Annotated in this window: 13 protein-coding genes; 2 read left to right on the top strand and 11 right to left on the bottom strand. The window is 53.2% G+C overall.

Annotation, left to right across the window (positions count from 1 at the left end; translation table 11 throughout):
- Positions 1-42 precede the first annotated feature (42 nt).
- Positions 43-741, bottom strand: a complete 699-nt coding sequence (gene pyrF, locus F2S13_RS03905; protein ID WP_166359134.1) for an orotidine-5'-phosphate decarboxylase — start codon at positions 739-741, stop codon at positions 43-45.
- Between the two features lie 198 nt (positions 742-939).
- On the opposite strand from pyrF, the gene F2S13_RS03900 reads away from it, so the two are divergent.
- Positions 940-1,107 carry a DUF2897 family protein gene (locus tag F2S13_RS03900; protein WP_166359133.1) on the top strand — a complete coding sequence of 56 codons (168 nt, stop codon included), beginning with the start codon at positions 940-942 and terminating at the stop codon, positions 1,105-1,107.
- A gap of 137 nt (positions 1,108-1,244) precedes the next feature.
- Positions 1,245-1,817, top strand: a complete 573-nt coding sequence (locus F2S13_RS03895) for a TetR/AcrR family transcriptional regulator (protein WP_166359132.1) — start codon at positions 1,245-1,247, stop codon at positions 1,815-1,817.
- Here the strand turns inward: F2S13_RS03895 and fabF are convergent.
- The 10 genes from fabF to F2S13_RS03845 form a co-directional block, all read right to left on the bottom strand.
- Positions 1,798-3,072: a beta-ketoacyl-ACP synthase II gene (fabF, locus tag F2S13_RS03890; RefSeq protein WP_166359131.1), complete on the bottom strand. Its 1,275-nt coding sequence runs from the start codon at positions 3,070-3,072 to the stop codon at positions 1,798-1,800. The genes F2S13_RS03895 and fabF overlap by 20 nt on opposite strands.
- Positions 3,073-3,365: 293 nt before the next feature.
- Positions 3,366-3,689, bottom strand: a complete 324-nt coding sequence (locus F2S13_RS03885) for a ComEA family DNA-binding protein (RefSeq protein WP_166359130.1) — start codon at positions 3,687-3,689, stop codon at positions 3,366-3,368.
- 143 nt (positions 3,690-3,832) lie between these two features.
- Positions 3,833-5,695 (bottom strand): hypothetical protein, encoded by a 1,863-nt coding sequence (locus F2S13_RS03880; RefSeq protein ID WP_166359129.1) that lies wholly within the window; start codon positions 5,693-5,695, stop codon positions 3,833-3,835.
- Between the two features lie 92 nt (positions 5,696-5,787).
- Positions 5,788-7,782, bottom strand: a complete 1,995-nt coding sequence (locus tag F2S13_RS03875) for a polysaccharide biosynthesis protein (protein WP_166359128.1) — start codon at positions 7,780-7,782, stop codon at positions 5,788-5,790.
- 90 nt (positions 7,783-7,872) lie between these two features.
- Complete coding sequence (locus F2S13_RS03870) at positions 7,873-8,907, bottom strand: MraY family glycosyltransferase (protein ID WP_166359127.1); 1,035 nt, start codon at positions 8,905-8,907, stop codon at positions 7,873-7,875.
- On the bottom strand, positions 8,904-9,869 hold the full coding sequence (locus F2S13_RS03865) for a UDP-glucose 4-epimerase family protein (protein WP_166359216.1): 966 nt from the start codon (positions 9,867-9,869) through the stop codon (positions 8,904-8,906). Before F2S13_RS03865 ends, F2S13_RS03870 begins: the two co-directional genes overlap by 4 nt.
- Positions 9,870-9,871: 2 nt before the next feature.
- Positions 9,872-11,122, bottom strand: coding sequence for a glycosyltransferase family 4 protein (locus F2S13_RS03860; RefSeq protein ID WP_166359126.1), 1,251 nt, complete (start codon positions 11,120-11,122; stop codon positions 9,872-9,874).
- Between the two features lie 12 nt (positions 11,123-11,134).
- Positions 11,135-12,265: a non-hydrolyzing UDP-N-acetylglucosamine 2-epimerase gene (gene wecB / locus F2S13_RS03855; protein WP_166359125.1), complete on the bottom strand. Its 1,131-nt coding sequence runs from the start codon at positions 12,263-12,265 to the stop codon at positions 11,135-11,137.
- A gap of 23 nt (positions 12,266-12,288) precedes the next feature.
- On the bottom strand, positions 12,289-13,407 hold the full coding sequence (gene wbjC / locus F2S13_RS03850) for a UDP-2-acetamido-2,6-beta-L-arabino-hexul-4-ose reductase (RefSeq protein WP_166359124.1): 1,119 nt from the start codon (positions 13,405-13,407) through the stop codon (positions 12,289-12,291).
- Between the two features lie 3 nt (positions 13,408-13,410).
- The gene (locus F2S13_RS03845; RefSeq protein WP_166359123.1) at positions 13,411-14,445 is read right to left on the bottom strand and encodes a polysaccharide biosynthesis protein; all 1,035 of its coding nucleotides are present in this window, start codon (positions 14,443-14,445) and stop codon (positions 13,411-13,413) included.
- Positions 14,446-14,466 lie beyond the last annotated feature (21 nt).

The raw sequence follows: 14,466 nt of genomic DNA, 5'->3' as shown, positions 1-14,466 counted from the left end.
CGACTTGCCAGCGATCGGCCGCAACGCGGCCGCAAAAAATGACTATGCGAGCTCAGCCACCACCGCCGCCAACGCCTTCGCCGGATCCGCCGCCTGGCTGATCGGACGCCCGATCACCAGATAATCCGAACCCGCATCCAGCGCCTGGCGCGGCGTCAGAATTCGCCGCTGATCATCCTGGGCACTGCCCGCCGGACGAATCCCCGGCGTCACCAACTGCAGCGACGGATGCGCCGCCTTCAGCGCCTGGGCTTCCAGCGCCGAGCACACCAGACCGTCCATGCCAGCTTTTTCCGCCAACGCGGCCAGGCGCAGCACCTGCTCCTGCGGCTCGATATCCAGGCCAATGCCCGCCAGGTCCTCACGCTCCATACTGGTCAGCACGGTCACGCCGATCAGCAACGGCTTGGGACCGCTGCGCTGATCGAGCACGTCACGGCAGGCCGCCATCATGCGCAGGCCACCGGAGCAATGCACGTTGACCATCCACACGCCCATTTCCGCCGCCGCCTTGACCGCCATGGCCGTGGTGTTGGGAATGTCGTGGAACTTGAGGTCCAGGAACACTTCGAAACCCTTGGCGTTCAGCGTCTCGACGATATCCGAGGCACAGCTGGTGAAGAGTTCCTTGCCGACCTTGACGCGGCACAGCTTGGGATCCAGCTGATCGGCCAGCTTCAATGCGGCGTCACGGGTCGGGAAATCCAGGGCGACGATGATAGGAGTCTGGCAGACGGACATGGATGGGCTCTCTGGGCAAGGTCGAAATCGGCGCGCATTGTAGCGGATGCAGCGGCTGTCCGGGACCCGGTAATCGGCAAAAACTACACCACGCCCGCAATAATTGAACCACTATCCTCAATAATCGCTCAAAATGATATGAGTGCAGATTCGCACGGGAACCCCCTCGTCGCGGTCCTGCCTTCAAGGAGGGTCAACATGCCCTGGTATGGCTGGTTAATTCTAGTGATTGCAATCGGCTCGATCGTTGGCGGCCTGATGCTGTTGCGCGACACTGCCAAAGAGCTGCCCTTGACCGAAGAACAGCTCAAACGCATCCATGAACGCAATGCCGAAATGGATGCCAAGGACGCGCAAGACCGCTGACTGCTGGTCGCTCCCGTGCCCCGCGGGAGCGATCCCTTTACTCTGCACAAGGCCTGCACGCATTACTGCGGCAAAAAAACCGCACTCGTGTAAAATTATAATCAACATCCAATCTGTAACGACATGGAGGCCCTGCCATGCGCTATTCGCAAGATCACAAAGCCCAGACCTACCAGCGTATCGTCAAGGAAGCATCCGCCCGCTTCCGCCGCGACGGCATCGGTGCCACCGGCCTGCAACCCCTGATGAAAGCGCTGGGGCTGACCCATGGCGGCTTTTATGCCCACTTCAAGTCCAAGGACGATCTGGTCGAAACCGCACTGCGCGACGCTTCGGATGAACTGAATGAATTCTGTGAAAAAATCTTTGCCAAGGAAGATCCGCTGCCCGCTTTTATAGACAGCTACCTGAGCAAAAATCACCGGCAAACGCCGGAACATGGCTGCCCGCTACCCACCATGGCAGCCGAAATGGGTCAACGCGGCGAAGCCAGCCCGATTGCAGACGAAACCGTCAGGCTGCGCCTGGCCATGCTCGGCAATGCCATGGGTGAAACAGAGGGTGATGAACAAAGTATCGTCATGCTGTCGACACTTGTCGGTGCACTGCTGTTGTCACGCAGTGTCCAGGACAGTGACTTTTCCGATCACATCCTGGACACCGTACGCGAGCACCTGAAACAACAGACGGTCAAGCCTGCCAGCGCTTGAACAACACGCTGGCATTGACCCCACCAAAGCCGAAACCATTGCTCAAGGCATACTCGATGGCCATGGGCCGGGCCTTGCCGCTGACGATATCCACGCCCGCGGCATCCTCATCGGGCACTTCAAGATTGAGCGTTGCCGGCGCAATCTGATCGCGAATCGCCAGAATCGTGAAAATCGCCTCCAGACCACCCGCCGCACCGAGCAGATGCCCCGTGGCGGACTTGGTCGAGGTAACCGCAACAGAATTATTGACCCCGAACACCGCCTTGATCGCCGCCAACTCGCCCTTGTCACCCACTGGCGTCGAGGTGGCATGGGCATTGAGGTGCTGGATCTGCCCGGCTGAAATACCCGCCTGGGCGATGGCCAACTCCATCGAACGCCGGGCGCCACTGCCATCTTCCGGCCCGGCAGTCAGATGATAGGCATCGGCCGTGGTGCCATAGCCGACCAACTCGACAATCGGCGTGGCGCCACGAGCAAGCGCATGCTCGAGCGATTCGATCACCAACAGACCGGCGCCCTCCCCCATGACAAAGCCATCACGGCTGCTGTCAAAGGGTCGGGAGGCGCGTGACGGCGTCTCATTGAAGCCACTGGACAACGCCCGTGCTGCGGCAAAACCGGCCAGACTGACCCGGTCGATGCACGCCTCGGCGCCACCGCAGAGCGCAATATCGGCCTCGCCGCTGCGAATCAGCCGCGCCGCATCGCCAATCGCCTGCACACCCGCCGCGCACGCCGTCACCGGCGCACCCAGCGGGCCCTTGAAGCCGTACTGGATGGACACATGCCCGGCGGCCAGGTTGACCAGGAAGGATGGGATGGTGAACGGCGACAGACGCCGCGGTCCGCGGGTATCGGTGATTCTGACCGCCTCGGCGATCGCGCCGAAACCACCGACGCCGGAGCCAATTATGGTTGCGGTGCGGAGCTGGCCTTGCTCATCCTCGGGTGCCCATTTCGCCTGAGCCAGTGCCTCTTTGGCAGCTGCCAGGGCGAACTGGATGAAGCGGTCCATTTTCTTTTGTTCTTTGGGGGGGATGGCTGCGTCGGGGTCGAAGCCGGCCACTGGGTCGTCCGCGATTGACGGCACGGGGCCGCCGACCTTTGCCGGCAGATCATCGACGACCTCGTCAGGTAGCCGCTTGAGGCCGGATTGGCCGCTCAGGAGTCGTTCCCAGGCGTTCTCTGAGCCACATCCCAGTGGCGAGACCAGACCCATGCCAGTTACTACGACTCTATGTCCACTCATGCAGTGCGTACCTCGATCATGGGTTTAGCGGCAATCGGTAGCGAGTGACTGCCGCATTTGAAATGACTGGTCGACGTGAAGCATGGCAAGACGCTCAGTGTAGTCTGCGCATCTGCCGGATGACACGCCGGCCACTGCAATGGTCGTTGCAGATATGACTACTCCTCCAACGGAAATTGCGAAAGGGTTATCGGAGGTCGCCAATATTATAACTATAATTTTATCCGTCAAGTGCAGGTGCAGAAAAGCAAAAGGCCGATCAATGATCGGCCTTTTGCTTGGCTGAAACCGGGTTAATTGATCTTGATCAGATCCCGATTCTTGTCGAGCAGCGTCTTGCCAATGCCTTTGACCTCAAGCAACTCGTCGACTGACGTAAACGCGCCGTTGGCCTCACGATAGGCGACGATGGCTTCCGCTTTGGCTCGACCGATGCCAGTAAGCTCCGTCTGTAGCGTATGGGCATCCGCTGTATTGAGGTTGAGCTTTGCGCTGTTTGCCACTTGCGCGGCGATCGGCTTGTCGACTGATGTAGCTGGAGGAGGCGCGGCATGGACGGATAGTGACAGGCTGGTTATCAATGCAAACAGGAGGGAGGAAAAATAAGCTTTATTCATAGGGAGAACTCCATTGCAATAAAATTCAAGGGCAGCATTTCCTTGGCTGCCATTGAACTTTAGTAACTCCAGGCTCGCTGTCAAACATCAACCACCAGATTCATGGCATAAACATGAAAAAGGATATTTCAGATCAGCAAGCATTAGATCTGCTTGCGCGCTTCGATACAGCTTTTGTTGGAAGTAGTTGCGTCCCTGACTGGCTTGAACAATTTTTGTCTTCGGAGTTCGGTGTATCCGCCTGCTCCAGATGCGGTACTCCAGGAACCTACCTCTTGGTAATGCTCGCCCAGGTTGGCGCCAAAGGTAGAAAGCAGCGAATCGGAAATGCTTCGGGGGCCTGTTGGTTCGAGTAAAAGCCAAGCAATGGCCATTTGACTGCAAGAAACTTTTTGCAATGCTTCACTGGCCAGCTTGAAGCTGCCCGGATAGCCGCCAATAGTCCATGCTTGCCCAATGTTGGTAGCACCTATCGCATAAAGAATGCCGGGAGACTGTCCGCTCAGATCGATAACCGGAGTACCAGGTGCAAACCCTGCCTGTTCTGCTGCCGTCATGGCCGCGGTTAGGTAATTGCTGTACTCCGCAGATAACACAAGATTCGCCTTACTCGGCCCTATCTGTACAACGGTAGAGTTCAACCTCAAAGGCTGCATCTGCCTGTACGGGGACTCCATTCCTGCCTGCACCAATACCGCGACAATCAATTGAATCGTCAACACAAACGGAGTGAGCGTTGCAAAACCTCTAGAGTCACGCATCATTGGAGCGACGAGCACCAGCCCTGCAAGGAACCAGAAAAAACCCGCTGAGCTACCAGCCTGCCAATAATTGTTGTTGGTACCGAAAGCATACACATGTGGAAACAACACCAGCACAAATGCAACCAAACAACGAGAGATCGGCAAATTCGAAAAAAATGCCTGCCTATAAACGCACCCTCCCAAAAGCACCATTGAGGCCGGCACCGCAAACACCAAGAGACCATGGTAATTACTATAATTGAGACCAACAAACAAATTTTCCGACACCAACATAAAAATCAAAAACGAAATCAGGCACGAACAAAGACACCCCACCAAATTAAAATATCTGTTCCCCAAACACAAAGAAAAAGCAGAAAAAAAAGAAACCGCCAACAAAACCCTAAAAAATAAAACGTCTTGCGGAGTCAGCACAAAGTCGTCGAAGCGTATTGAATTGCCAATGACACTGCTACCCGCCAAATACTCACCAAATGCCACCGCAATCTTAATCCGCTCTACAAACCCAGCGACTGAGCCATCAATAGCTAATGCACTGACCAGCAACAGACTTAACAATAATGCAAAGGTGAACACCATAAATCGAATATTGGTCTTCCCTGCAAGTAGCAGATAGAAAAAAACGCAGCATCCAAGCGCGGCAGCTGTGCTAGGTTTGGCCATAAACGCCAGCCACCCTCCAACCCCTATAAGCAACCAGCCAACCAGGCTATTTCGATTGAGTTCTGACCGCGCAGAAAACATTCCAATCGCTACAATTAAAAGTGCTTGCAGATTCAAACTGTTATAGCTCGGCGAAAGCAGCCAGGTGCTAAAAAAAATCAAACTACCGCTGGCAAAGCCGAAAGAGATCGCAAGCCGCTTGACTCTATCATCCGTCTTTACAGACAAAGACTGTTTAATAACTACATCAACCAACGCCCAAGACAAGCCAAAAGTCACCAGTATATTCGCCTGCCTTAGATGCGCAATATCCCCCCCCAAGAGCAAATAAAGCGGATGATAGACAAACCCGAACTGCGTAAGCGACCAACTATATAGCCCTGGATTTAACAGCGAGACCAGATGAAAACTTTCATCTGTAAAATCAAAGCCATAACCACTATAAGCCATCAACCAAACGAGAATGGCAAGACCAGAAACAACAGGCAGCGCGATTAAAAAAGACTCAATATAACTTGATGACCTCGTCAAATTGGACGAAACAGTTACCGCTTCAAAATCACCGCCCTGATTGCTCACTTTTAACCTTCAGCCTTTCATAAATACAAAAAAACAAAAGCGCCCACTACCAGCAAGCGCTTTTTGCTTCCCTCAGAGCTTAGCTTGAATATTCAAGGCTCAAGCCTTCGCTGCTGATATATCCAATCCACTATATCGCCATCAGGCGCGTAGCCGCTGACGGTTTCGCGCAACAGTTGCCGTACCTTCGAGTAATCGTCTTGGCCAACTGCCGCCAGCAACTCGGTGAGCTTGACCTTCAATACATCCCAGGACAAATAGTCTTCGTTCGCACTCATGATCATTGGATGCTGGGTTGCCTCGACGTTATCGCCAATCAACAACTCTTCGTAAAGCTTTTCACCCGGCCGCAGGCCGCTGAATTCTATGGCGATGTCACCATGAGGGTTCTTGTCCGAGCGTATGCTCAAGCCTGAGAGATGTATCATCTTCTCGGCCAGTTCAACAATTTTTACGGGCTCACCCATGTCCAGCACGAACACGTCACCACCTTGTCCCATCGACCCTGCTTGAATCACAAGTTGAGCAGCTTCCGGGATAGTCATGAAGTATCGGGTGATTTTCGGGTGAGTAACTGTCAGTGGACCGCCCGATTTGATCTGTTTGTGGAATAGCGGTATCACCGACCCCGAGGAACCAAGCACATTGCCAAAACGGACCATGGTGAATCGAGTCTTGTTGACGCGGGAAATGTTGCTCGAGTCTCCGAACAATACCGGCGCCAGTTCGCGACTCAGGGCCTGCAAGGTCATTTCGGCAAGACGTTTGGTACTTCCCATGACGTTGGTCGGGCGAACAGCCTTGTCGGTCGAAATCAGTACGAAATTGGAAACACCTGCCTGCAGAGCAGCTTGGGCAGTATTGAGTGTGCCAATGACGTTGTTAAGTACACCTTCGGCAATGTTATGCTCGACCATCGGTACGTGTTTGTAGGCAGCAGCATGGTAGACAGTATCGACTCGCCACGTTTTCATCACGTCGAGCAATTGATGCTGATTACGCACGGAACCCAGGATCGGCAACACCTTGACTGAAAGGGATTCCCGAGTGACTCGCTGCTCCAGTTCCGAAACGATGCTGTAGAGGTTGTACTCGCTATGCTCCAACAACAGCAGCGTTTTCGGCCCGGCCTGAATTATCTGTCGGCACAACTCCGAGCCAATGGAACCGCCCGCGCCTGTTACCAAAACCGATTGCCCTGCAATACAGCGTTCAAACAGGTCCTCTTGTGCAGGCACAGCATCACGCCCAAGAAGATCTGCAATATCCACTTCCTGGATATCATCGACCTTGACCCGACCGCTGGCCAGGTCCATAAAGCCCGGTATGCTTCGCACATGCAACGGAAAGGCTTCGAGAAATCCTAGAATTTCTCGCCGTCGCCCGCGGCTCGCTGAAGGCACTGCCAGAAGGATTTCCTCGGCGCCGGTATCATTGATCATTCGTTGAATTTGTTCAGGCTTATAGACCTGTAACCCGGATATCACACGATCAGCAATACTGTTGTCATCATCGATGAACGCTACCGGGCGCATCAACCGCCCCATCCGTAGGGCGACCAGCAACTGGTTACCTGCAGACCCCGCACCATAAATGGCAACCTTGGGCAGTCCATCTTCCCTGCTTGCGAAAGGCACATGTTGTGCAGCGCTAAACCAGTCACCTAGAAAATACTGACGCATTGCCAACCGCAACCCACCCAGCATTATCAAACTCAACCACCAATAGTTGAAGATGATGGAACGGGGCACTGTACGTGAAGGATTGGTATTCCAGTAAACCACCAATGCCAGCAACAATGCAGCCAGACTGACTGCTTTGATGATTGCTATCAGCGCATCATTGCCGAAATAACGCATTACCGCCCGGTACATGCCAAAACGAATGAACAGCGGAATAGCGATCACAGGGGCACTGATGAACAGCCAACGATATCCCTCTAGAGGGTTGATCAGGTCATCGACACCAAGACGCACAACAAATGACATCCAAAGAGCGAACCAAACCAACGCAACGTCAGCAGCGACCTGAACCAATCGCTTGTTTCGTCGTGGTAGTCCAAGCAAAAATCTACGTAACTTATCCATTACCCCTTCGAACACCGTCAACCGCTCCTATCGTGAATCTGCATTTTCTTCAAGGCAATTAGCTGAACCTACAAACACTGTACAAAACAGTCAGGATAACCGACCCGGCTCGGCTTTCTCGAGTTCTCCAGCGTGAAATTTCACTGCCAGCATCACCAAAGGCACGTACGCAATCACCAGCCCCAATGCACCGTCCAGATCGAATAACGTCACGCAGAGTGCAATCGGCAGTAACCAAAACAGATTGAGCGCCCCTACCGCAAGCGTTACAGGTAGGTGCTTGCCAAATTGTCGTGAAGCAAACTGGTACGCATGGCTGCGATGCGCTTCATAGACTTTGTCACCGCGTGACAACCGGCGCATTAATGTGAATGTTGCATCAACAATGAAAACTCCCAGCAGGATCAACCAGGCCCAGAACAACGGGGCGGACGCCCATGCAGCCTGGATGGACATGACACCAAGTGCAATTCCCAAGAACCCACTCCCGGCATCCCCCATGAATATACGCGCAGGAGGAAAGTTCCAAAACAGGAAGCCGGCAACAGCCATAGCCAAAATCAAAGGCATCAATATCATGTCCTCGAAGCCACTCAACCAGTAGAGCAAGCATGCTCCAAGGCAGGTGCACATCGCCTCGACACTGGCAATCCCATCAATGCCGTCCATGAAGTTGTACAAATTGAGCATCCAGACGAGATAGACAGCCGCAAGTATCTGGCCATACCAGATCAAGTCGATGTCCATACCAAAGACTCTGACAACAGGAAGGCCACCCAACCAGCACAACGCCCAGATGGCTGCAGCAAAATGACCCAGCAGTCGCCAGCGAGCAGCGATATGACCGTGGTCATCCATGAAACCTATGAGCGCTACCAGAGCAGCCGCACCACCGAGCGCAATCAATCCTGAAGTTGCAGCCAGCCCCTCCCATGCCACCAATGGAAGGCTAAACAGAAAAGTCACGACGATTGCAACACCTCCGCCTCGCGGCGTTGGTACTGAATGTGAACTGCGGGCGTTTGGAATATCGATAATGCTGCGTGCCAATGCATAGCGCCGCAAAATGGCCGTCAATAGTAACGACACAGCAGCAACAACCGGAATTATCCACCAGTAGGTCATTTTTTTGAACTTTCCTGAAAATGCCGCGCAGTAATTTTTAGAGCTTCATCGACACTGATGGGGGGTACCCAACCAAGTAGAGATCGCGTCTTGCTGATATCCACTTGGAGCGATCCACAAAGACGCTGTGAAAGTGCTCGTTTTCCCAGCAATCGGGCACCAGACTCCAAAACCCAACTAGGAATTGGTAACAGACGAGCAGGCTTATCCAGCGCCTTCGCCATCTTGCGCAACAATCCAGTGGTTGACAGATCCTCACCATCGCTGACCAAGAATGTCTGACCTGCTGCAGCGGAATGAGCTATACATGTCACTACGAGATCCACCAGGTTATCCCGAGCAACAAGGCTCCGCCTGTTGTCAATCGCACCAAAGGGTAAAGGAATACCTTTATCTAGCCAACGCATCATACTAAGGAAATTGGCTTTCACCCCTGGCCCATATACCAGTACTGGCCGAATGACGACGACTTCCATGCCAGTTGCCCGGGCAATCTCCCACAACCCCTGCTCAGCTTCCATCTTGGATATGCCGTAAGGATCAGCCGGTGCTGGAGTATCATCTGCCGTATATGCCGTACCTGGCGTCGTGCCCTCACCGTTGACTTTGATTGAGCTGATGAAAATGAAACGTTTCACTCCTGCACTGGCAGCCTGCCGGGCAAGGTTAAGAGTTCCTTGCACATTCACCTTGCGAAAAGCGGCCAATGGATCAACTTCGGTATCGTTCATTACATGCACACGAGCCGCGGAGTGAATCACCACATCACATTGTGCAAGAGAACTCCCCCAGTCGTTATCACCGTCGAAGGCCTCAAAGCGAACACTAGGCACTGAAACGCCGAGCAGCTTGGAACTATGACGCAATGCCACAACGACCGAGACATCGTCAGCTTGCAGTCTATCCAGTATCGCCCTGCCGACAAAGCCGCTGGCGCCGGTCAAAAAAACGGAATGCGGCATCATTAACCTGCCTTGCGTAAGGTAGCTTCGCGGAAAAGATTCTCCAGTCGTGCCAGGAGAACGGGCTTAGAATATTGCTGATGGTAGTACTGACGTCCCGCCTCTCCCATCTGCTGACGTTGGTCCGCAGATGTCATAGCCAGCTTCAGCGTGATATGCGCCAATCCCTGCGCATCCCCGGAATCACAAGCAAAACCCGCCTTGGACTCCTGGATGACGCGCGCGGCCTCACCATTTATCATAGCCAGAATAGGGCGACCAGAAGCCAGATAAGCCTGCACTTTGCCTGGAATAGTCTTTTCAAAGACCTCATTGGTGCGCAATGAAACCAACAGGGCATCCGCTTGAGCAAAAAGCCCGGGCATGGATTCCAGAGGATGACGCCCCAACAAATACACGTTATCCAATCCGCGGCTTCTGACTTGTTCCTCGAGCCATTCACTCATACGACCATCACCGACGATGACCCATCGCACTGCCACTTGCCCCTGTAAGGCCTGCGCCGCATCGAGAACCGCTGGAAAGTCCTGAGCTTCACCGAGATTACCGGCAAACACAACGGTGAACACCGAGGGATCATGCTCGATCAAGGCAGCACCTAGTGAAGCAGGCGCTGAAAAATCATCTTCAGCCCAACTTGGAAAGTACACCAGTCGTTCAGCCGCGATTTCTTTTGTGCAGTACTTTCGGACATTCTCGAAGAAACCGTGAGACTGCAGTAACAGATAGTCAGTACGGTTGTAGATCCATGACACCAGATTACCAACCAGACCTAGTAATTTGGGCGCATGAATGACATTGACCGCCTTCAGCGTTTCCGGCCAGAGGTCCAGTACCCAGACGAATACTGGCGCACGCTTCAGCCGACCAATCACTACTGCAGGAATAGCGGCCATGATAGGTGACACAGCATAAACGAATATGGCGTCAAACTTTTTACCGCGCAGTTTGAAGACTCCCAAAGTGGAAGCCATCAAAAAAAATGAAAGATAGTTGAGTACCAAACGGATAGCGCGCTTACCACGCGGTATCAAAGGCACACGAATCACCTTTGCACCCGCATAAGACTGAAATTCTCCAGGGTTGCTTCGATAGGCTTCGAATACCTCGCCCTCGGGGTAGTTGGGCAATCCGGTGAGTACCGTAACGTCGTGGCCTTTAGCCGAAAAATCGCGGACAAGATCATTGATCCGCATGTTTTCCGGCCAAAAGTACTGAGTAACTACCAAAACTCGTAGCTTTTCGTCAGACATTAGTGCCTCAGGTCAGTAACGTTTCCAGACAACACGATTCACATAGTCGGTATAACTATGCAGGATTCGCACAACCTTATCCGAAACGTTGGGCATGCCGTAGTCAGACACAAGACGCAAACTCCGTTTGTCTCCCCGATCCTGACTTTCCAGAATGCTCAGGGCCTGCATTACCCGCTCGACCTCCAGGCCTACCATCATCGCTGCCGCTTCTTCCATGCCTTCCGGACGCTCATGTGCTTCGCGGATGTTCAAAGCAGGGAAGTTCAAAATTGAAGACTCTTCGTTGATAGTCCCGCTGTCAGACAATACGGCCTTGGCCTCGAACTGCAGCTTGTTGTAGTCCTTGAAACCTAATGGCTTCAATAGCCGCACGTTCGCATGGAATATGACGCCCATGGCATCTACCCGCTTTTGAGTTCGCGGGTGAGTCGACACGATAACGGGTAAACCGAAATGCTCGGCTACGTTGTTGAGCACGTCGACCAGTTTCAAAAAGTTCTTATCCGAATCGATGTTTTCTTCCCGGTGGGCACTGACCACAAAGAACTTTCCAGGCTCCAGGCCTAGTCGAGCCAGCACGTCGGACGCATCAATACCTTCGCGGTAATGATTCAGCACTTCAAACATCGGGCTGCCGGTCTTGATGACACGATCCGGTGGCAAGCCTTCGCGCAGCAGATAGTCGCGAGCAATGGTGCTATACGTCAGGTTGATATCAGCCGTATGGTCGACGATACGTCGGTTGATCTCCTCTGGTACGCGCATATCGAAGCAACGGTTTCCTGCTTCCATGTGGAATGTCGGAATCTTGCGTCGTTTGGCAGGAAGCACTGCCATACAACTATTGGTATCGCCCAGTACCAGCAGCGCTTCAGGTTGCACCTCAGCCAGGACTCGGTCTACCGAAATGATCACATTACCAATGGTCTCAGCACCGCTTGCACCAGCGGAATTCAGGAAGTGATCCGGTTTGCGGATACCCAGGTCCTGAAAAAAGATCTCGTTGAGTTCGTAATCGTAATTCTGGCCAGTATGTACCAGGATATGCTCGCAGTGCTCATCCATCTTGGCCATCACTCGTGATAGGCGAATGATTTCCGGGCGAGTCCCCACTACAGTCACAACTTTCAGCTTTTTCATTGCAGTTTCCTGTTAACAGCGGCTCAAGCTTCGGTGCCCACCGGCCGAGCGTAGGTATCCGGGTGTTCGCGGTCGAAAATCTCATTGGCCCAAAGCATCACCACCATTTCGTCTTCGCCGACGTTCGTGATGTCATGCGTCCAGCCGGGTACGGTTTCCACGATTTCAGGGTGCTCGCCAGTCGTGAACAGTTCGTAGAACTCACCGGAAACAATGTGCCGGAAGCGGAAGCAGGCCCTACCCTTGATGACTAGAAACTTTTCCGTTTTGGAATGGTGGTAATGCCCACCGCGCGTAATACCTGGATGGGCCGTGAAGTAGGAAAACTGACCTGCATCCGGAGTTTTAAGCATTTCCACGAACACACCACGCGAGTCGCCGTATTTGGGGACCTCGTAAGTGAAATGCTCAGGCGGCAGATAGCTTAGATATGTGGAATACAACGCACGGACCAATCCGGTACCCACAGGTTCGGTAATCATGGTCGTACGGCTATCACGGAAGGCATGCAACTGTTCAGCAAGCTCGCCTACTGTGATGCTGTACTGCGGCACTACACTGACAAACGGCTGCCCCGCCAACGTGCCATCCAAAACGGCGATGAAATGAGCGATCACATCGTCGATATAGACAAGGTTGATGCGTGCTTGCGGATCGTTGATCTGGATCGGCAGATCACGGGCAATATTATTGCAAAAAGTCGCCACAGCCGAGTTGTAGTTGGGACGTGCCCACTTCCCGAAAACATTGGGTAAGCGGAACAGGTGTACAACAGAACCATGAGCGGATTCTAGATCAAGCAATACCTGTTCGGCCCCACGCTTGCTGCTTCCGTAAGGATTGTCCAGCTCCGCTTGACTGGACGACGTGTACAGCACAGGTATTTGCCGGCCACTGGATTTGACCGCGTCGCACAGCGCACGCGTCAGATCAGTGTTGCCTTTCTGGAACTCCTGCGGATCCTGTGGGCGATTGACGCCAGCCAAGTGAAAAATGAAATCCGCTTGAGCAACCAGGCCTGACAAACTTCCCTGCGAATTTTCACGGGTAAAGCGCAGCACTTCGACGTCAGCTCGTTCCCCCAGATGTGCGATCAGATTCTGGCCGACGAAACCATTGGCACCTGTAATCAAAACCTTCATTGCTTACTCCTCGGGCGTTGCGTGCTCGCCACGCTGGATGGCACGCATGAAGTCCAACTTGAGCAGCAACTGCTGCATGCCCTTCACGTCCAAGCGTTCAGTATTGTGCGAGTTGTAATCTTCAGTGCGTGAAATCTTGGTTTCGCCCTGCTCGACAAACTTGGCGTAATTGAGATCACGCAGATCCGGCGGAATGCGGAAGTAGTCACCCATATCTTCAGCGCAGGCCATTTCTTCCCGACTGAGCAGCGCTTCATAGAGCTTTTCGCCATGGCGAGTACCGATCACCTGGATTGGGTGCTCGGGTTTGCCGACCAAATCAGTCAAAGCTCGTGCTAGGACTTCCACCGTCGCAGCGGGCGCTTTCTGTACGAACAAATCACCATTATTGCCGTGCTTGAAGGCATAAAGCACCAGGTCCACCGCATCGGCCAGCGTCATCATGAAACGCGTCATGTTCGGGTCGGTCAGGGTCAACGCTTTGTCGGCGCGAATTTGCTCGATGAACAAAGGAATTACCGAGCCGCGGGAGGCCATGACGTTGCCATAGCGGGTACCGCAGATAACCGTCTTGGTGTCATCCAGGTTGCGGGACTTGGCCACCATGACTTTTTCCATCATTGCCTTGGAAATACCCATGGCATTGATGGGGTAGACTGCTTTGTCGGTACTCAGACAAACGACTCGACGAACCTTGTTCTGTATTGCGGCCTCCAGCAAGTTCTCAGTGCCGATGACGTTAGTCTTGACTGCTTCCATTGGATGGAACTCACAAGACGGAACCTGCTTCAGGGCCGCGGCATGAAAGATGTAATCAACGCCACGCGTGGAGTTCAGGACACTTTGATAATCACGAACGTCGCCAATATAAAATTTCAACTTGCTATTGGCATAACGCTTACGCATGTCATCCTGTTTTTTCTCATCACGGCTGAATATGCGAATTTCTGCAATATCAGTATCGAGAAAACGCTTGAGCACCGCATTGCCAAAGGAACCGGTGCCGCCAGAAATAAGAAGTTTTTTTCCACTGAACATAATAATTCCTGAATTCTATGC

The sequence above is a fragment of the Pseudomonas akapageensis genome (assembly GCF_011355085.1).
GTDB classification, from domain to species: domain Bacteria; phylum Pseudomonadota; class Gammaproteobacteria; order Pseudomonadales; family Pseudomonadaceae; genus Aquipseudomonas; species Aquipseudomonas akapageensis.
The sequence above is the reverse complement of the archived record's forward strand: the minus strand, read 5'-3'. Positions and strand labels throughout refer to the sequence as shown.